Annotated in this window: 16 protein-coding genes; 11 read left to right on the top strand and 5 right to left on the bottom strand. The window is 71.3% G+C overall.

Features of this window, described 5'->3' with window-relative positions; genetic code table 11:
* Positions 1–147: 147 nt before the first annotated feature.
* The gene (locus AOJ26_RS15055; RefSeq protein ID WP_053848780.1) at positions 148–627 is read left to right on the top strand and encodes an iron chaperone; all 480 of its coding nucleotides are present in this window, start codon (positions 148–150) and stop codon (positions 625–627) included.
* A 37-nt stretch (positions 628–664) separates the two neighbouring features.
* Entirely contained in the window at positions 665–1,561 is an 897-nt protein-coding gene (locus AOJ26_RS15060) for a PfkB family carbohydrate kinase (RefSeq protein WP_053848781.1), read from the top strand.
* A gap of 86 nt (positions 1,562–1,647) precedes the next feature.
* Here the strand turns inward: AOJ26_RS15060 and AOJ26_RS43850 are convergent, their stop codons facing one another.
* Positions 1,648–1,824: a hypothetical protein gene (locus AOJ26_RS43850; protein ID WP_086723861.1), complete on the bottom strand. Its 177-nt coding sequence runs from the start codon at positions 1,822–1,824 to the stop codon at positions 1,648–1,650.
* 314 nt (positions 1,825–2,138) lie between these two features.
* Between AOJ26_RS43850 and AOJ26_RS15065 the strand changes: the two genes are divergently transcribed.
* From AOJ26_RS15065 to AOJ26_RS15075, 3 genes are all read left to right on the top strand, one after another.
* Positions 2,139–7,337 (top strand): family 43 glycosylhydrolase, encoded by a 5,199-nt coding sequence (locus tag AOJ26_RS15065; protein ID WP_053848782.1) that lies wholly within the window; start codon positions 2,139–2,141, stop codon positions 7,335–7,337.
* Positions 7,338–7,545: 208 nt separating this feature from the next.
* Positions 7,546–9,189: a glycosyl hydrolase family 28-related protein gene (locus AOJ26_RS15070; protein ID WP_053848783.1), complete on the top strand. Its 1,644-nt coding sequence runs from the start codon at positions 7,546–7,548 to the stop codon at positions 9,187–9,189.
* Positions 9,186–10,448, top strand: coding sequence for an alginate lyase family protein (locus AOJ26_RS15075; protein ID WP_053848784.1), 1,263 nt, complete (start codon positions 9,186–9,188; stop codon positions 10,446–10,448). Before AOJ26_RS15070 ends, AOJ26_RS15075 begins: the two co-directional genes overlap by 4 nt.
* Positions 10,449–10,457: 9 nt before the next feature.
* Here AOJ26_RS15075 and AOJ26_RS15080 read toward each other — a convergent pair whose 3' ends face one another.
* A complete protein-coding gene (locus AOJ26_RS15080) occupies positions 10,458–11,690 on the bottom strand; it encodes a glycoside hydrolase family 88 protein (RefSeq protein ID WP_053848785.1) in 1,233 nt (410 codons plus the stop codon).
* Between the two features lie 197 nt (positions 11,691–11,887).
* Entirely contained in the window at positions 11,888–12,700 is an 813-nt protein-coding gene (locus tag AOJ26_RS15085; RefSeq protein WP_078959901.1) for an SAM-dependent methyltransferase, read from the bottom strand.
* Positions 12,701–12,859: 159 nt separating this feature from the next.
* Here AOJ26_RS15085 and AOJ26_RS15090 point away from each other — a divergent pair, with 159 nt between their 5' ends.
* Positions 12,860–14,167, top strand: coding sequence for a PP2C family protein-serine/threonine phosphatase (locus AOJ26_RS15090; RefSeq protein ID WP_053848799.1), 1,308 nt, complete (start codon positions 12,860–12,862; stop codon positions 14,165–14,167).
* 1 nt (position 14,168) lies between these two features.
* Here AOJ26_RS15090 and AOJ26_RS15095 read toward each other — a convergent pair whose 3' ends face one another.
* Positions 14,169–14,567 carry an ATP-binding protein gene (locus tag AOJ26_RS15095; protein WP_053848787.1) on the bottom strand — a complete coding sequence of 133 codons (399 nt, stop codon included), beginning with the start codon at positions 14,565–14,567 and terminating at the stop codon, positions 14,169–14,171.
* 304 nt (positions 14,568–14,871) lie between these two features.
* Between AOJ26_RS15095 and AOJ26_RS15100 the strand changes: the two genes are divergently transcribed.
* From AOJ26_RS15100 to AOJ26_RS15110, 3 genes are all read left to right on the top strand, one after another.
* Entirely contained in the window at positions 14,872–15,747 is an 876-nt protein-coding gene (locus tag AOJ26_RS15100; RefSeq protein WP_053848788.1) for a helix-turn-helix domain-containing protein, read from the top strand.
* Positions 15,744–15,995, top strand: a complete 252-nt coding sequence (locus AOJ26_RS15105; RefSeq protein ID WP_020138266.1) for a DUF397 domain-containing protein — start codon at positions 15,744–15,746, stop codon at positions 15,993–15,995. Before AOJ26_RS15100 ends, AOJ26_RS15105 begins: the two co-directional genes overlap by 4 nt.
* Positions 15,996–16,070: 75 nt before the next feature.
* Complete coding sequence (locus AOJ26_RS15110) at positions 16,071–16,889, top strand: SAM-dependent methyltransferase (protein ID WP_053848789.1); 819 nt, start codon at positions 16,071–16,073, stop codon at positions 16,887–16,889.
* A 75-nt stretch (positions 16,890–16,964) separates the two neighbouring features.
* On the opposite strand, the gene AOJ26_RS15115 is transcribed toward AOJ26_RS15110, so the two are convergent.
* Entirely contained in the window at positions 16,965–17,846 is an 882-nt protein-coding gene (locus tag AOJ26_RS15115; protein ID WP_053848800.1) for an NAD(P)-dependent oxidoreductase, read from the bottom strand.
* A 96-nt stretch (positions 17,847–17,942) separates the two neighbouring features.
* Here AOJ26_RS15115 and AOJ26_RS15120 point away from each other — a divergent pair, with 96 nt between their 5' ends.
* Entirely contained in the window at positions 17,943–18,278 is a 336-nt protein-coding gene (locus AOJ26_RS15120) for a winged helix-turn-helix transcriptional regulator (RefSeq protein ID WP_053848790.1), read from the top strand.
* A 42-nt stretch (positions 18,279–18,320) separates the two neighbouring features.
* The gene (locus AOJ26_RS15125; protein ID WP_053848791.1) at positions 18,321–19,061 is read left to right on the top strand and encodes an SDR family NAD(P)-dependent oxidoreductase; all 741 of its coding nucleotides are present in this window, start codon (positions 18,321–18,323) and stop codon (positions 19,059–19,061) included.
* Positions 19,062–19,063: the final 2 nt, after the last annotated feature.

The following is a 19,063-nucleotide window of genomic DNA, read 5'->3' on the forward strand; positions in this document are numbered from 1 at the left end:
CCAGGGGCCCGGGGGGCCAGCGGCCCGGGGGGCCAGCGGCCATCGGCCATCGGCCATCGGCCATCGGCCATCGGCCGCCAACGCTGCAATACCCCCCACCACTCGATGAAGATGTACCCATCCGCTCGTGGACCAGGAGGAACCGTCATGAAGGACACCCAGAGGACCGCTCGGCGTACGACCGCGACCGCCAAGAGGACCGAGACGTTCACCGACGAGGAGCGCGCCGCGATGAAGGAGCGCGCCCAGGAGGTCAAGGCGTCGGCGCGGCGCGGTTCGCGTGCCGACAAGGCGGCGGAGGACGAGGCCGCCGTGGTCGCGAAGATCGCCGAGATGCAGGACACGGACCGGGTCATGGCCGAGCGGATCCACGCCGTCGTCAAGGCGAGCGCCCCGGACCTTGCGCCCAAGCTCTGGTACGGGATGCCCGCCTACGCCAAGGACGGCAAGGTCGTCTGCTTCTTCCAGAGCGCCCAGAAGTTCAACGCGCGGTACGCGACCTTCGGCTTCAACGACAAGGCGAACCTCGACGAGGGCACGATGTGGCCGACCGCCTTCGCGCTCACGAAGCTGACCGCGGCCGACGAGGAGCGGATCGGTGAGCTGGTGAAGAGGGCGGCGGGCTGAGGCGCCGAGGGCCGCGAGCCGGAAGGGGTGACAGAGGGTGGAGCCGACGAACAGCCGACGTCCTGGAGGGCTGTTCGTCGGCCTGTGCACGCTCGACGTCGTTCAGCTCGTGGACCACGTACCGGGTCCCGACGAGAAGTTGACGGCTCGTCAGCAGGTGGTGGCGGCGGGCGGGCCGGCGGCGAACGCGGCCGTGACCTTCAGCCACCTGGGTGGCACGGCCAGGCTGCTGACCGGGATCGGCTCCCATCCGCTGGGAGTCGCGGCCGCGGCCGATCTGCACGAACATGGCGTACAGGTCTCGGACTTGGCGGCCGGCCGCGTCGCGCCGCCCACCGTGTCCTCCATCCTCGTCACCGAGTCGACTGGGGACCGTGCCGTCGCGTCGACCAACGCGAGCGGGCACCGGCTCACGCCACCGGACGACCTCGGCGCACTGGTGGCCGCCTGCGACATCGTCGAGCTCGACGGCCACCACATGGAGCTGGCGACGGCGACCGCCGCCCTCGCCCGTGCCGCCGGCCGGCGGACCGTTCTGGACGGGGGCAGCTGGAAGGCCGGCACGGAGCGACTGCTGCCGCTGGTCGACGTGGCCGTCTGCTCGGACGCGTTCCGGCCGCCCGGCACGCGAACCCCGGCCGATGTCCTGCGGTTCCTCGCGGACCACGGGGTGGCGTGGTCGGCGGTCAGTCGCGGAGGGCGGCCCATCGAGTGGGCGGGCCCGGGCGGCGGAGGCTCCGTGGCCGTGCCCCCGGTCCGGGTCGCGGACACACTGGGCGCGGGCGACGTCCTCCACGGTGCACTCACCCATCACCTCGCCGCACAGGGGCCCTTGACCCCTCACCGCTTCGCGGAGGCCCTGCGCGCCGCGGCTGCGGTGGCCTCACGGGCGTGTGCCTCGTTCGGCACCCGGGCCTGGCTCCAGGGCCCGTGACACACATCCAGTACGCCGGGCCGGTCGCGCCCGCACGCCGGAACGGGGCGGCCCCTCGTCGGAGGCCGCCCCGTCTCTGACAAGGCTCACGACCTGCGGCCCCGCACGTTCCACCCGCTGCCGATGCCGGCCAGGTGCAGCGCGAGCACCATCAGGCCGAGCAGCATGATGTTCGTCGACGTGAAGGTGTCGTTGGTCGATATGTCCGCCGCGTTGATCAGAAACGAGATGAAGAACAGGACCGCGGAGATGATGGCCAGCATGGGTGTCCATCCCTTCGGATGACTGTGGTCATTGACGCCCCGTGCCCCTCGGATGCCCCCAACTTGTCGGAGCATGCCGACCGTTGAGAAGCCGGGAGCCAGGCGTTCGACTGGTCGGACATCGTTCGAAACCTCTTGACGCTGCCCTGGGACCCGGCTGACACTCTCGCAACACGACGTCACACAGCCGAAACGGCAGGGTGCCCAAGGCCGAGGCCCCGCCACACCCCCACGCTCCACGCTCCACGCTCCACGCCTCCACGCCTCCACGCCTCCACGCCTCCACGCCTCCACGCCTCAGCAGGGAACCCCACATGACGTACCTCGCACGTCCGCGCGCCCGCACGAGACGCCGGGCGGGCCGCCTCGCCGCTCTGACCACCGCGTCACTGCTCCTGGGCCTCGCCGCGCCCCTGGTCCCCGCCCAGGCGGCGGGGACGGCGGACGTCACCGACGGGCTGGCCCTCTGGTACAAGCTGGACGGCGCCTCCGGCACCACCGTCACCGACGCCTCCGGCCACGGCCGCGACGGCACGGTGAACGGCACCGCCGACTGGTCGGACCCCGCACGCGGGCTCGCCTTCAACGGCTCCGACACCTACATCAAGGTGCCGGACGACGTGATGAAGGGCATGGACTCCATCACGGTCTCCACGGACGTGCTGATCGACTCCGCCCAGAGCACGCCCTACTTCCTCTACGGCTTCGGCAACTCCACCGGCGGCAACGGCAACGGGTACCTGTTCGCCACCGGCAACCCTCTGCGCACCTCGATCGCGAGCGGCAACTGGTCGACCGAGCAGACCACGAAGCCCTCCGACGCGCACAACCTCACGCGCGCGGTGTGGAAGCAGCTCACCTACACCCAGACCGGCACCACCGGCGTCCTGTACGAGGACGGAGTCGAAATCGGCCGCAACACGGCGGTTACCCTGACCCCCGGCTCCATCGGGTCCGGCGCCACCACCGCCAACTACATCGGCAGGTCGGTGTACTCCGGCGACAAGCTCTTCAAGGGCCGCATCCGCGACTTCCGCGTATACGACCGGGCCCTCGCGGCCTCCGAGGTCGAGCAGCTCTCCCTCCCCGTCGCCGTCCAGGGCGTCGCCGACGACAAGGCCGCGCTGAGCCTCGGCGACACCGGCGCGGTCACGGCCGACCTGGACCTGCCGAGGACCGGAGCGGCCGGCGGGTCCACCCTCACCTGGACAAGCGACAACACGGGCGTGGTGAGCGGCGCCGGCAAGGTGACCCGCCCCGCGGCCGGTCAGCCGGAGGGCCACGCCACGCTCACGGCGACCCTCAAGAAGGGCCCGGTGACCGACACCAAGAGCTTCGAGGTCACGGTACTGCCGGAATTCGACGACGAGTCGGCCGTCCGGCAGGCCGCCCAGGGGCTCGCCGTGCACAACCTCGACGACGTACGCGGCAACCTCACCCTCCCCGCCGCGGGCGACTACGGCACCGCCGTCTCCTGGTCCTCCGCCGACGAGCGCGTCATCGGGGACGACGGCGTGGTCCACCGCCCCGCGCACGGTGGCGGTCCCACCACCGTCGAGCTGACCGCCACCGTCACCAAGGGCGACGCGAAGACAACCCGCGTCCTCACGGCGAAGGTCCCCGAACTCCCCGCGGAGCAGGCCCTCAAGGGCTACATGTTCAGCTACTTCACCGGTGAGGGCACCTCGGACGGCGAGCAGCTCTACGCGGCGCTCAGCAAGGGCGACGACCCGCTGAAGTGGCGGGAGTTGAACGACGGCAAGCCGGTCCTGACCTCCACGCTCGGCGAGAAGGGCCTGCGCGACCCGTTCATCATCCGCTCCCCGGAGGGCGACAAGTTCTACCAGATCGCCACCGACCTGCGGATCTACGGCAACGGCGACTGGGACGGCGCCCAGCGCAGCGGCAGCAGGTCCATCATGGTCTGGGAGTCCACCGACCTCGTCCACTGGACGAACCAGCGGCTGGTCAAAATCTCCCCGGACAGCGCGGGCAACACCTGGGCGCCGGAGGCGTTCTACGACGCGAAGCTCGGCGAGTACGTCATCTTCTGGGCGTCGAAGCTGTACGACAACGAGGCGCACTCCGGCGACACGTACAACCGCATGATGTACGCGACCACCCGCGACTTCTACACGTTCAGCGAGCCCAGGGTCTGGATCGACCGCGGCTACTCGGTCATCGACTCCACGATGATCCAGCACGACGGCACCTACTACCGCCTGTCGAAGGACGAGCGGAACAACACCTCCTCCACTCCCAACAGCAAGTTCATCTTCGAGGAGAAGACCGACTCCATCCTCGGATCATGGACCCCGGTCGCCGAGGGCATCGGCAAGGGTGCCATGAACGCGGCCGAGGGGCCGCTGGTCTTCAAGTCGAACACCGAGGACAAGTGGTACGCGTTCCTCGACGAGTTCGGCGGCCGCGGATACCTCCCCTTCGAGACGACCGACCTCGACTCGGGCAACTGGACCCCGGTCGCCGACTACGACCTGCCGGCCAGGCCGCGCCACGGCACCGTCCTGCCCGTCACCCAGGCCGAGTACGACCGCCTGCTGCGCGCCTACCAGCCGGACCGGCTCGTCGAGAGCGTCGAGGACATCTCCGTGAAGACGCGGATCGGCGAGGCACCGGTGCTGCCGGCCACCGTAGTCGCCACCTACGCCGACGGCGTCAGGCGTCCCGTCGCGGTCACCTGGGAGGACGTCCCGGCGTCGAAGTACGCCCAGGCGGGCGCCTTCCAGGTCACCGGCAGCCTGCCGGACGGCGCCGCGATCCCGGTCCGGGCCGAGGTGACGGTCTCCGAGGCGGGCCCCGACGTCCCGGCCGACCTGCTCCTGCACTACGGCTTCGACGAGACGGGCGGGAACATCGCGGTCGACTCCAGCGGCCACGGTTACCACGGCACCTATGCCGGTGCGGCCGCCTTCGGCACCGGCGTGCGGGGCGGGTCCTTCAAGATGTCGGGAGACGCGACCGGGTCGCCGTACGTCAGGATCCCGAACGGTGTGCTGAAGGGCGCCGACAGCGTGACGGTGTCGACCTTCGCCAAGTGGAAGGGCGGCAGCAGCTTCCAGTGGCTGTTCGGGCTCGGTCCGGACAGCGACAAGTACCTGTTCGCCACGCCCTCCAACGGCGGCAACAGCCTCTACTCGGCCATCACCAAAGCGAGTTGGTCGGCGGAGTCGAAGCTGACGGCCGGATCGCGGCTCACGCCCGGCGAGTGGCGGCACGTCACCGTCACCCTCGACGGGGTGACCGGCACGCTGGTCCTCTACGTCGACGGCGTCGAGGCGGCCCGTACGACGACCGGCGTCAAGCCGTCCGAGCTGTACGACGCGAACAAGGACTACAGCGGCTACATCGGCAGGTCCCTGTACTCGGCCGACCCCTACTTCGGCGGTGAGGTCGACGACTTCCGCGTCTACGGGCGGGCCCTCACGGCCGCGGAGGTCATGGAGCTCAGCGGCAACACCGCGGGCATCGCCAAGGCCACGCACCCGGAGCTGAAGGTCGACGCCCTCGTCGACAACGCGGCCGGGAAGGTCACGCTGCCGATGAGGGAGGGCACCGATCTCACCGCGCTGGCACCGGAGTTCACCCTCGCGCACGGAGCGGCGATCAGCCCCGCCTCCGGCAGCGTGCGGGACTTCAGCAAGCCGGTGACGTACGAGGTGACCGGGTCCGACGGCAAGAAGCGCACCTGGACGGTCTCGGCACTGGTCATGAGGAGCCCGGTGCTTCCGGGGCTCAACGCCGACCCGAACATCGTGCGCTTCGGCGACACCTTCTACCTCTATCCGACGACCGACGGCTTCGAGGGCTGGAGCGGCACGCGGTTCAAGGCGTACTCCTCCACCGACCTGGTCCACTGGAAGGACCACGGCGTCATCCTCGACCTCGGTCCCGACGTCTCGTGGGCGGACAGCAGGGCCTGGGCGCCGACGATCGCCGAGAAGGACGGGAAGTACTACTTCTACTTCTGCGCCGACGCCAACATCGGTGTAGCGGTGTCCGACTCGCCGACCGGTCCGTTCAAGGACGCGCTGGGTCAACCACTGCTCAAGGCAGGCCAGTTCAGCGGCCAGATGATCGACCCGGCCGTGTTCACCGACGACGACGGGCAGTCGTACCTCTACTGGGGCAACGGGCACGCGTATGTGGCGCCCCTGAACGCCGACATGACCTCCGTCGACCTCACGAGGACGAAGGACATCACGCCCAGCGGCTACAACGAGGGCTCGTTCGTCGTCAAGCGGGCCGGCACCTACTACTTCATGTGGTCGGAGAACGACACCCGCGACGAGAACTACCGCGTCGCCTACGCCACCGGCCCCTCCCCCACCGGACCGTGGACCAGGCGGGGCGTGATCCTGGAGAAGGACCTGTCCCTCGGCATCAAGGGTCCCGGGCACCACTCGGTCGTCCAGGTTCCGGGCACCGACGACTGGTACATCGCCTACCACCGGTTCGCGATCCCCGGCGGTGACGGCACCCATCGCGAAACGACCCTCGACAAGCTGGAGTTCGACTCCGACGGCCTGATCAAGAAGGTCGTGCCCACCCTGACCGGCATCGACCCGGTGACCGTCGTCCGCGCCGGTCCGGACGGCAGCGGCGAGGAAGGCGACGCGATCGGGCTGAACGGCACGATCTCCGGCGCGGGCACGCCGAGTTGGACCGTCGAGGAAGGGGCGCCCTGCGCCTTCGCCGACGCCGGGGCCGCGAAGACCACGCTCACCTGCACCGACGACGGCACCTACACGGTCACCCTCACAGGGGGCCGCAGCAGGGACAGCGCGAGGGTGACGGTGGCCAACGCGGCGCCCGCCCTGGTCTCGGCCTCGGGACCGCGGTCCCCGCTGCCGGCAGGCGGGCGCGCGGTCGTCACAGCCGAGTTCACCGACCCGGGCGCGAGCGACACCCACACCTGTGCGGTCGACTGGAAGGACGGGACCGGGCCGCAGTCCGGCACAGTCACCGCCGCCGGCTGCCGCGCCGAGCACACCTACGCCGAGGCGGGGATCCACCGTCCGGTGATCACCGTCACCGACGACGACGGCGCCTCGGACGGCAGGACGCTTCCCGAGCTGATCGTCTACGACCGCTCGGCCGGTCCCGCGCTCGGCGCCGGTGTCCTCACCTCCCGGGCCGGCGCCTACCCCGCCGAGCCGGGCCTGACGGGCAAGGCCGCCTTCTCGTTCGCGGCGGCCTACCTGCCCGGAGCGGTTGCGCCCGTAGGTCAGGTCTCCTTCGACTTCGGCAGGGCCGGGCTGAAGTTCCGTTCAACCGGCTCCGACTGGCTCGTGGTCACCGGCTCGCAGGCCGTGTACCAGGGCTCCGGCACGGTCGGCGGCAGGAGCGGATACGGCTTCCGCGTCACCGCCACCGATGATCCGGACACCTTCCACCTCCGGATCTGGAAGAAGTCCGGCGGCGAGGTCGTCTACGACAACGCCACCGGCTCGAAGGTCACCGGGTTCGTCGCCATCGGCGGCGGCCGACGCTAGTTCACCCCACCGGGCCCCGCCGACAAGCACGCTGTCGGCGGGGCTTCGCGTGTGCGCTGTTTCAGGGACATGACCCAGCAATCCCTGCCCGACCTCTTTCGCGCGCCACGACGTCATGGCATTCTCACCGCTCAACGCACTTATGAACGACGTTCTCATCCATGAACACTCACGGGAAGGGCGATCCGCCATGAGGGACCCGAATGTCATGCGCATGAGTAGACGCTCCCTACTGGGAAGCGCCGTCGCCGTCGCTGTGGGCGCCGGCCCGGCATCGGCGGTCGAGGCGGCGCCTCTGTGGCGGGAGTTCAGGCGCACCCCCTTCACCCATCCGCAGATCCCGTACGTCGGACGGGCCGGCTGCCACGGCGGAGCGGTACGCCTGCCACGCCGCCGAGTCGTCGCCGACGTACGCGACTTCGGCGCCGTGGCGGACGGGACGACCGACTCCGCCCCCGCGATCAACCGTGCCATCGCCGCTGCCGGAAGGGCCGGCGGTGGCACGGTCACCATCCCGCCGGGCACGTTCCGCATCGACGACGTGATCCGCGTGGACCGCTCGAACGTCGTCCTCAGGGGCGCCGGCAGCGGTCGTACGACCTTGTTCGCGCCCAGGAACCTCACCGAGCTCATCGGGCCGTACGGTTCGCGCTACGGCGGGGACAAGTCGTCGTGGTCCTGGGCCGGCGGCCTCATCTGGCTTGCGCCCCGGGCCCGTTGGGAGTCGCTCGTCGCAGCGGTCCGGGCCAGGGCGTGGCCGTTCGAGGGCTGGACGGGCAACCGGCGCGACGAGTGGCGGCCGCTCACCGCGGTCGCCCCCGCACGGCAGGGTTCCTGGACGGTGACGGTCGCCGACGCCTCCTCGCTGCGTCCCGGCGCCCTGGTCCTCCTCCGGCTCTCGGACGACGCGGACCACACCCTCCTGGAGCACATGTGCGGCGGCGGGCCCGGGACCGAGGCCTACTTCTGGGACGACAAGACGAAGCTGACGTCGTACGTGCCCTACGAGTGGCCCGTCCGCGTCACCCGCGTCCACGGCCGGAAGGTCACCCTGGAACGCCCGCTCCCGCTCGACCTGCGCCCCGAGTGGACCCCGCAACTGACCACGCACGTCGAGGAGTTGACCGGCTCGGGCGTCGAGGGCCTGACCCTGGAGGCGCCCGACGTCCCGCAGCAGCCGCACCTGCTCGACCGGGGCCACAACGGCGTCGTGCTCCAGTGCGCCTACGACTGCTGGGTGGACGACGTGACGGTCCGTCATGTCGACAACGGCTTCGGCCTGGTGGCCGCGTCCGCGTGCACCCTGCGGCGCACCCGCGTGGCGGGCCGCGGCTCCCATCACCCCTACTTCTGCCGCGAGGGCTCGCACGACAACCTCGTCGAGGACTTCACGATCGAGGAGCGCACCAGCCCCGCGCCCGCGGGCACCCAACTGCACGGCATCAACGTCGAGGGGCTGTCGTCGTACAACGTCTGGTCGCGCGGCGACATGCGGATGGGCACCTTCGACAGCCACCGCGGCCTGCCCTTCGCCAACGTCCGCACCGACATCACCGTCAACAACAACGGCCGCCACGGCGGTGACGCGAGCGCGGGGCCCCTGTTCGGCGCCCGGTTCACCCACTGGAACATCCGTGTCACCAACGGCCGCGCGGGGCTGGTACGGATCGACGGGCTGGCGCCGTACTCCGCGACCGTCGGGATCGACGAGGTCAGGGAGTTCGACCAGACCGACGTGCCGGACTTCACCGGCGACCTGCACACGCGCCTGGAGCTGTACGGCAGTCCGGGCGCGGTGCGCCCACGCAACCTGTACGAGGCCCAGCGCCGGCTGAACGGAGGGGACCGATGAGCGCGCGCCACCGCCTGCCCCTCGTCCTGCTGACCGTTCTCGCCGCGTTCATCACCGGGCTCAGCGCCCCGGCGTCGGCACGGACCGCGCCCCCGCACACCACCGTCCTCGACGGCATCCGGATGCAGCAGACGAAAGCCAGGCTCGATCACGGTGACCGGCAACTCCGGGGCGCTGTGCGGTCGTTGACGGCCCGCGCCGACAAGTGGCTGGACCAGGGCCCCTGGACCGTCGTCGACAAGCCGCGCCCCGCCCCCGGCGGCGACATCCACGACTACCTCAGCCAGGCCCCGTACTGGTGGCCCTCCCGCAGCCCCACCGCCGACAACCCGTGGGGCTGCCCGTACGTCCAGCGGGACGGCGAGCGCAACCCCGAGGTCGACTCCGGCACCGACCGCCAGGACGTCGAGAAGACCTTCGACTCCGCCTACGACCTCTCCCTCGCCTGGTACTACACCGGCGAGCAGAAGTACGCACGCAAGGCCGGGCAGGTGCTGCGCACGTGGTTCCTCGACCCGGCCACGCGCATGAACCCCAACCTGGACCACGCGCAGTTCATCCCCTGCAAGTACGACGGCCGGGCCATCGGCATCATCGACTTCTCCCAGTCGTACACCAGCGTCCTGGACGCGCTCGCCCTGCTGGACACCGGCGCTCCGGGATGGAGCGGGAAGGACCGCACCGGCATGGCGCGCTGGAACGGCGCCTTCCTCGACTGGCTCCAGAACAGCGACTTCGGCAAGCAGGAGAGCGCCGCGACCAACAACCACGGCACCTTCTACGACCTGCTGCTCGCCGGCCTGGCCCACGCGACCGGTGACCGGGCCCTGGCCCGCCGCACGGTCCTGGACGCCCGGAGCAGGCGCATCGCACCGCAGATCGCGGCCGACGGCAGCCAGCCCCAGGAGCTGACCCGCACCCGGAGCTGGCACTACTCGACCTTCGACCTGGTCGCCTACACCAGGCTCGCCGCCATCGGGCGACACGTCGGCGTCGATCTGTGGGCCTGGCAGGGCCCGGACGGGCAGGGCCTGTCCAAGGCGGTGGACTACCTGCTGCCCGCCGCAACGGGTGCCGCCGCCTGGCCCCATCCGGAGCTGGAGTTCCACCGGTACGCGGCGACCGACGTCATGCACGCGGCCGCGGACGCGGGGGACGCGCAGGCGCGGAGGGCGGTTCCGTCGCTGGAGGCGCCGCCGGGTGGTGACCTGTGGGCGTTGCGTCCGGCGGCGGAACAGCTCGACTCCATCGCGGGGTGAGAGCCGCCGTCAGGAGGTCATGGGCAGCATGGACAGGTCGATCGCCCGGTCGACGTCCTGCGGCAGCAGCACCCGCAAAATGCCCTCGAGCAGGTAGTAGTCGGCGTACGGCAGCGAGATCTCGACGCCGTCCTCGGCGGGCCGGTTGCGGGTGCAGCGGGCGACGACCGCGTCCGCCCGGGCCGAGTTCCTGGTCAGGCAGGTCTCCGCCAGCGCGGTGAGCAGCCGTAGCGCCACGGTCCGGTACGCGCTCCTGCCACTGGCCGCGGCCAGGTCGAGCAGACCGCAGGCCAGGATGGCACCGGCCGACGCGTCCTTGATGTCGTACGGCTGCTGCGGCGCCCGATAGTCCCACACCGGGACGTGGTCCGGGCCGAGCGCCCGCACCGCGAAGTCGGCGAGTCTGCGGGCGGTGTCCAGGAACTGCGGGTCGCCGGTGCGCCGGTACATGGTGGTGAAGCCGTAGACGCCCCAGGCCTGGCCGCGCGACCAGCAGGAGGTGGGGCTGTATCCCTGGACGGTGGCCGGGCCGACGGGGGCACCGCTGTCCGGGTCGAAGTCGTAGACGTGCGGGGTGGAGCCGTCGGGGCGCGGGAAGACCCGCCGGGCGGTCCTCGCGTGCTCCACGGCGATGTCCAGGTACGTGGACCTGCCCGTCTCGCGGGTCGCGAAGGCCAGCAGGTCGAGGTTCATCATCGTGTCGATGATGACGCGGCCGGCGTTCTGCGGATCGTCCAGCGCACCCCAGGCGCGCAGGAAGCGCCCGCGCGGGTTGTAGCGCCGGATGAGGGAGTCGGCCGCCTCCACGGCGCCCGTGCGCCAGCTGTCGTCCCCGGTCAGCCGCCAGGCGGTGACCCAGGACGGGTAGAAGAGGAAACCGAGGTCGTGGGTGCCGGTGTCGAAGCGGCGGGGGGCCAGTTTCCGTGCCGAGGCCAGGGCCAGGGTGCGGAAGTCGTCGTCCTTGCTGTACAGCCAGGCCATCCACAGGGTGCCGGGCCAGAAGCCGCCGACCCAGTCGCCGTTCTGCGAGTAGGTCCACTTCTCGAACTTCGTCCCGACGGGGAAGGCGGTCACGGTCGGCGCGACCGTGCGGAGCTTCTCGACGGCGTAGTCGGCGGCCTCGCGGAGAGTGCGCAGGCTCGGTGCGGCCACAGCAGGTGTCGCGGTGGCGCCGGTCGCGGTCGCGCCGGTCATCGCGACTCCGGTCGCCGTGGCCAGCACGGTACGGCGGGAAACAGTCATGCTCGCGCCTCCAACATGATTACGGGGCAAGGGAGTTGACCGAGCGTGACACAACGGCGGCTCGGCTGTACACCCACGTGAGCAATGTTCAAGAATGTGAACTGCGGAACGAGCGCGGAACGTGCGCGGCCCGCGGTGGTTTGTGGCGCAACGTGCCGTCGGGACGCTGCCGCGCCGTCAGCGGTTCTCCCGCCCCGTCACCCGCTCTTGCGGCCGACGCCCGCGTACACCCAGTACTCCGACGGGTTCTCCGGGACGTCCTCGCCCTCGTCCGGGCGCCACAACGGGACGTGGACCAGGCCGGGTTCCGCCAGGTCGAACCCGGCGAACAGAGCCTGGATCTCGTCGTGGGTGCGGGCCGTGACGGGCAAGGTGGCCCGGGAGCGGTAGAGCTGGGTGACCGCGGCGGCCGTGTCGGGGCGGTCCTGGTTGGTGGCGTGGGACAGGGCCAGCCAGCTTCCCTCGGGCAGGGCGTCGCGGAAGGCGGCGACGATGCCGGCCGGGTTCTCCTCGGGCGTGACGAAGTGCAGGATCGCGACCATGAGCACGGCGACCGGCTGGTCGAAGTCGATCAGCTTGCGCACCTGCGGTGCGGACAGGACGTCGGCCGGCCGCCGGATGTCGGCGTCGACGATGTCGGCGCGCGGGTTGTCGGCGAGCAGGGTGGTGCTGTGGGCGACGGCCACCGGGTCCTTGTCGACGTAGACCACCCGCGACTCCGGATGCGCGGACTGGGCCACCTCGTGGACGTTGCCCTGCGTCGGGATCCCCGAGCCCAGGTCGATGAACTGGCGCACCCCGGCCTCGGCCAGGAACCGCACGGCCCGGCCGAGGAAGGCGCGGTTGGCCCGGGCCAGCGCCCGCACCTGGGGGTCGATGGCCGTGACGGCCGCGACCGCCTCCCGGTCGATGGCGAAGTTGTGCTCCCCGCCCAGCAGGGCGTCGTACATCCGGGCTACGCTCGCCTTGTCCGGATCGGTCCCTGGCGGCAGAGCATCCCTGTCGGTCACCAGAACGTCCCTTCCCGCCAAGCTACTTGACGCTCCATCATATAGTTGCCCTGCGAGGTCCGGCGATCCATCGCGCCGGGCGCCCGGACCCCCACCCGGAAAGGCACCACGACCCTGCGGAACGAACCGCACAGCCGCTCCGACGACACCCCCACCGCCATGCCACAGCCCCGCCGCTCGGTCTTCTCCCCCGCCGCCGACGTCATCGGCTCCGAGCTCGACCTGGGGCTGACCGGCAGCCATGTCGTGCACGCGCTGACGCCCGGCTTCTGCGACGCGGCGTCGCTGTACCTGCTGGAGCGGTGGCGCCGCGAGGAGACCACGTACGCCGGCGGGGACCCCGCCCAGGTCGAGGCGCGTCGGCTGGCCCTGCGCGTGGGCACGGACGCGCCCGAGTCGTGGGAACGCACCCTGCCGGTCGGCGAGGTCCTCGTCTTTCCCCGCGAGACGCCGTACGCCCGCGCGCTGGTCGACGGGCACGCCCAGTTGCTGGACGCGGTCGACGACCACACCGCCGAGCGGCTCGCCGCCTCCGCCGACGAGGACGCGCGCATCGGCGAACTACTCAAGACCCGCTCCTTCCTCGTGGTGCCGCTGCGACTGCGGGGCGGGGCGATCGGCTTCGTGGCCTGCTCCCGCGGACCGGACCGCGGGCCGTTCCTGACCGCCGAGGTCGCGGCGGTGGAGTCGCTGGCCGCACGGGCCTCGGTCGCCCTGGACAACGCACGCCGCTACGAGCACGAGCGGCGCACCGCCCTGGCCATCCGCAACAGCCTGCTGCCGGGCGCGATCCAGGAGGGCGTGGGCTGCCGCATCGCCCACGGCTCGCTGCCCGCCGGACAGGGCTCGATCATCGGCGGCGACTGGTTCGACGTGCTGAGACGGCCGGACGACCGGGTCAGCCTGATCGTCGGGGACGCCATGGGGCACGGCCCGGAGTCCGCGGTGGCGATGATCCAACTGCGCACCGCCGTCCGTACGCTGGCCGGCCTCGACATCCCGGCGGCCGATCTCGTACGACGGCTCGACGCGCTCGCCAGCGACACCCCGGGCGCCTCCTTCGCGACCTGCATCTACGCCGAGTGGGACCCCCGCAACCGCACCTGCACCCTGGTGGGCGCCGGACACCCGCCCCCGCTGCTGCGCGGGCCGGACGGACACACGGCTCCGGTGACGCTGGCCGGCGCGGGCCTGCCACTCGGCCTCGCGGCGGGCACCTACGAGCCGACCGTGCTGCACATCGACGACCCGGCGCTGCTCGTGCTCTACAGCGACGGCCTGGTCGAGTCCCGGGACGCCGACATAGACCACGAGATCGCCCGTCTCGCCCAGGCCCTCGACACGGCGGCCGTCGACCACGATCCGCTCCCCTCCCTGTGCCGACGGCTGCTGCACGCCCCCTCCGATCCGGCCGGCGCGGACGACCGGACCCTGCTGCTCGCCGAACTCACGCCTTACAAGGACTAGTTCAGGCCATCAGGTTCGCCCAGACGGCGTTGCCGCCGGTGAGTCTCGACCGGTCCACCCCCCAGGTGTCGGCGAGTTCCTCCACCAGGAACAGTCCGCGTCCGCCCTCGTCGTCGAGGCCCGCCCGGCAGCGGCGGAGCGTGGGACCCGAACGGTCGTGGTCGTGCACCTCCAGCCGCAGAATGCCGTCGGTGACCAGTCCGATGCCGCACAGGATGCGGGCGCTGAGGGTGTGGCACACGGCGTTGGTGGCCAGTTCGGACAGCAGCAGGACGGCGTCCGAGCGCAGTTCGCCCGGCAGGCTCCAGGACTTGAGCCGGTTCCCGACGGAGCGGCGGGCGACCCCGACGCTGGAGCGGTGCGCGGGGAGTTCGATCCAGTGGGTTCGTTCCTGGTCCACGGCGTCTAACAACTGAGGGGACGAGGTCGTGTGGGGGGACACGGTGTTGGCCTTCCGTGGGGGCGGCGGCGCGGCCGGGCGAGACGCTTCGGGGGCAGGGGCTTGCCAACCAGCCCGAGGGTAGGGGCGGTTGACGTCACTGTGCGCGCGTTCGGCGGCACGGTTCACACAAGTAACTATGCTCGCACCCAAGTTCAACCTGCAACCAGCTCCCTGATAATTTCAGAAAGCCGATATCCAACTGGTCGCGTCAACAAGTCGCTGTCAGACTCGTGCCGGTGACAGCCCCTCAGGAGGTCAGGACGTGAGCGAAGGCCGTACGGGCACCGGTGGCACCAGTGCCCCCACCGTGCTGCGCATGATCCTCGGCCGACGGCTGCAGGAGCGCCGGCAGGGCGCGGGGGCCTCGCTGGAGGACGCCGCCAAGGCGCTGCGGGTGACGTCCCTGACCATCCGCCGCCTGGAGAAGGCCGAGGTCGCCCTCAAGCCGCTCTACGTGGAGAAGCTGCTGGAGACCTACGGGGCCGACCGGCAGGAGATCGACGAGTTCGTCGTCCTCGCCGAGCGGGCCAACGAGCCCGGCTGGTGGCACACGTACCGGGACGTCCTGCCGAACTGGTTCAGCGCCTACGTCAGCCTGGAGGCCGGCGCCACAACCCTGCGCACCTACGAACCCCACTACGTCACGGGGCTGTTGCAGACCCACGCCTACGCGCGCGGAGTCCTGCGCGGCGGTTTTCCCCACGAGGCCGACGAGGACCTCTCCCGGCGGGTGGACCTGCGGCTGCGCCGCCAGAGCCTGCTGGAGAGACCCGACGCGCCCACGCTGTGGGTGGTGATGGAAGAGGCCGTACTGCACCGGGTGGTCGGCGGCCCCGAGGTCATGCGGGAGCAGATCGAACGGCTCCTGGAGGTCTCGGAGCTGGAGCACGTCAGCGTCGACGTCGTGCCCTTCACGGCCGGCGCGCACGTGGGCGCGTGCGCCCCGTTCACCTACTTCCGCTTCGAGGAGCCGGAACTGCCGGACATCGTCTACACCGAGGTCCTCTCCGGCGCGATGTACCTGGACCAGCGCTCCGACGTGGCGGCGCACCTGGAGGCGCACAACCGCATGTCCCTGCTCACCTCGGACGCGGACAGCAAGACACTCCTGAACCGCATGCGCAAGGAGTACTCATGACCAGCACCGACTGTCACGTCTACAACGGGATGCCGGCCGCCGAGCTCGGCGAGCAGGGCTGGGAGTCCCCGTGGAGCGGACCCAACGGCGGCCAGTGCGTGCAGACCAAGCTCCTGGCCGACGGCCGGGTGGCGCTGCGGCAGTCGACCGATCCGGCCGGCCCCGCGCTGATCTACACCCCGCAGGAGATCGCCGCGTTCGTCGCGGGCGTCAAGCGGGGTCTCGCCGACCACCTCACGGCCGGCTGAACCACGACCCGAGCCGGACCTGCCCCGGCAGCGACCTGCCCGACACCCCCACGCACACCACCTGAAAGGGACAGGATGACCAACTCCCACGCCGCGCGGGAGATCGACACCAGCCGGCCCCACTCCGCCCGCATGTACGACTACTACCTCGGCGGCAAGGACCACTTCGACGTCGACAAGCAGGCGGCCGAGACCGTCGCGACCACCTACCCCGGCATCTTCACGTGCGCTCGCGAGATCCGCTCCTTCATGCACCGGGCCACCCGGGTCCTGGCGCGGGAGTACGGCGTCCGCCAGTGGCTGGACATCGGCACCGGCATCCCCACCGAGCCGAACCTGCACCAGGTCGCCCAGTCCGTGGCGCCCGAGGCCCGGGTGGTCTACGCCGACAACGACCCCTTGGTCCTCAAGTACGCCGAGCGCCTGATGCGCAACACGCCCGAGGGCCGCACGGCGTACGTCCAGGGCGACTTCACCGACCCCGAGGCGATCCTCAGCTCCCCCGAACTGGCCAGGACCCTCGACCTGAACCGGCCCGTGGCCCTGTCCCTCAACGCCATCCTGCACTTCGTGCCGGACGACTGGGACCCGTACGGCATCGTCTCGCGCCTCCTGGACGCCCTGCCGTCGGGCAGCGCGCTGGCCGTGAGCCACTGCACGGGCGACTTCGCGCCGGAGCTGTGGGAGAAGCTCGTCGGCATCTACGCCGCCGCCGGCACCCGGGCCCAGGTCCGCAGCCAGACGGAGGTCGCCCGCTTCTTCAAGGGACTCGACCTGCTCGAGCCCGGCATCTCCCTGACCCACCGCTGGCGCCCCGACGACCTCCAGGGCACTGGCCCGGAGCTCACCGACGCCGAGGTCAGCGCGTGGGCCGGGGTGGGCATCAAGCCGTGACGCGGCGCCGGCCGCGCGGTGGGCCGGGGCGCACCCGCACGGCCGGACGGCAACGGCCCGGGCGGTCGGCGGCCGTCAGCGGATCAGCAGGTCGACCACGCCCGTCAGGTCCTCCTCCCCGCTGCCCTCGGCCAGCCGGCGGCGCATCAACGCGAAGTAGGGGCTGAGGAGTTCCGGGCTGACGCCCTGCTCCTCAGCGGTGCTCAGGAAGGTCGGGGTCCCGGCCACCTGCATGGCGAGGCTGGAGACGACACCCTGCGTGTAGTCGCCGCTCCGGAGCTGGTCGGCGGTCCGGTGCACGGCCGGGGCCATCGCGGTGAGCCAGTCGGCCAGCAGCGGGGCGAAGGAGGCGGGGTCGATGTCCTCCTTGCGGATCAGTGCGAAGGCGTGTGCGGTCCCGGCGAACATGCCGTACATGGCGCTGAGCAGGGCCACGTCGTGCAGCGCCGCGAAGCCCGCGTCCCGGCCGACGAACAGGGTGCCGACCGGCACCGCCAGCGTCTCCCGGTGCCGGTCGAACAGGTCCTGGGAGCCGCTGTAGAGGACGTATCCGCCGGCCTCCGGGACTCCGATCATCGGCGGGACGGCCATGATCCCGCCGTCCAGGTAGCGGGCGCCGCGCTCCTCGGCCCACGCCGCGCGGGCGCGGGCCTGGGCGGGGGTGCCCGTGGTCAGGTTGACCAGGTCCCGGCCGGCCAGGTCGGTACCGGCCAGCGCCTCCTCGACCGAGGTGTCGTCCAACAGACAGACAATGACCAGGGAGTTCGCGGCGACGGCCGCGGCGGCGCTGTCCGCGATCGTCGCGCCCTCGGCGGCAAGGGGCATGCTGCGGGCCGGAGTTCGGTTCCAGACGGTGAGGGGATGGCCGGCGGCCAGCCAGGTACGGGCCAGTGCGGTGCCCATCGCCCCGAGGCCCAGCAGGGAGACGGAGGTCTTCTCAACGGTGTTCTGTGTCATGCCGATCAGGCTGGTCACAGCCCGGTGGCTGATCAAGTACGCACTTCGGAGTGGGTGGTTACCCCGGGGTGAGCGAGCAGGTCGGAGGGGTGGGGCATGGCGACGTCGAACCGGCCCGGTGCGCCGGACGGACACATCTGCGGGATCGACACCGCGATGGAGGTGATCGGCGGCAAGTGGAAGGTGCTGATCCTCTGGGCACTGCACGAGCACCCTCGCCGCCGCTTCGGCGAGCTGCGCCGGCTGCTTCCGGGGATCACCGAGAAGGTGCTCGCCTCCCATCTGCGGGAGCTGGAGTCGGACGGCGTGGTGCACCGCGTCTCCTACGACGAGGTGCCGCCCCGCGTCGAGTACTCGCTGACCGAGGACGGCGAACGCCTCAACGCCGCGCTCCGGCCGCTGGCCGCCTGGGGACGCGGACGGTCGGCCTGACCCCGGGACGTCCACAGACGGGTCGTGACAAGATCCACTGTCATGAGCATCGAAGCGGGAGACCGGCCCGTCGCCCTGGTCACCGGGTCCACGTCGGGGATCGGCGAGGCCGTCGCACGGCGGCTCGCGGCGGACGGGACCCGGGTCGTCGTGCACTCGCGGCGCAGCGCGGAGGCCGGACGGGCGCTGGCGGAGGAGCTCGGCGGCCACTATCTCCAGGCGGATCTCGGCGTCGAGGAGGAGGCCCGGGGGCTGGTCGGAAGGGCGCTGGACCACTTCGGGCGGCTCGACGTGCTGGTGAACAACGCGGGCATCAGCCGGCCGATCCCGCACGCGGACCTCGCGGCGGCCACCGCGGAGGACTGGCGGCGGCTGCTGGAGGTCAACCTCATCGCGCCCTGGCTGCTGTGCACCGCGGCCCTCCCGGCGCTGCGGCGGTCCCCGGGAGGCGGCAGCATCGTCAACGTCACCAGCCACGCCGGCGTACGGCCCAAAGGGTCCTCAGTGCCGTACGCGGCGAGCAAGGCGGCGCTGAACCACGTGACCCGGCTGCTCGCGGCCGCACTCGGGCCGGACGTACGGGTGAACGCGGTGGCCCCCGGCCTCGTGGACACGCCGATGACGAAGGACTGGACGCAGGCGCACGAACTGTGGCGGGACCGCGCGCCGATGCACCGCCCGGCCCGGCCCGCCGACGTGGCCGACCTGGTGGCGTCGGTGATCGCCAGCGGCTATCTGACCGGTGAGGTCATCGTGCTCGACGGTGGCCTGAACCTGACCTGAGG

It is taken from the genome of Streptomyces sp. NRRL B-24085, from assembly GCF_001282115.1.
Taxonomy (GTDB): Bacteria; Actinomycetota; Actinomycetes; order Streptomycetales; family Streptomycetaceae; genus Streptomyces.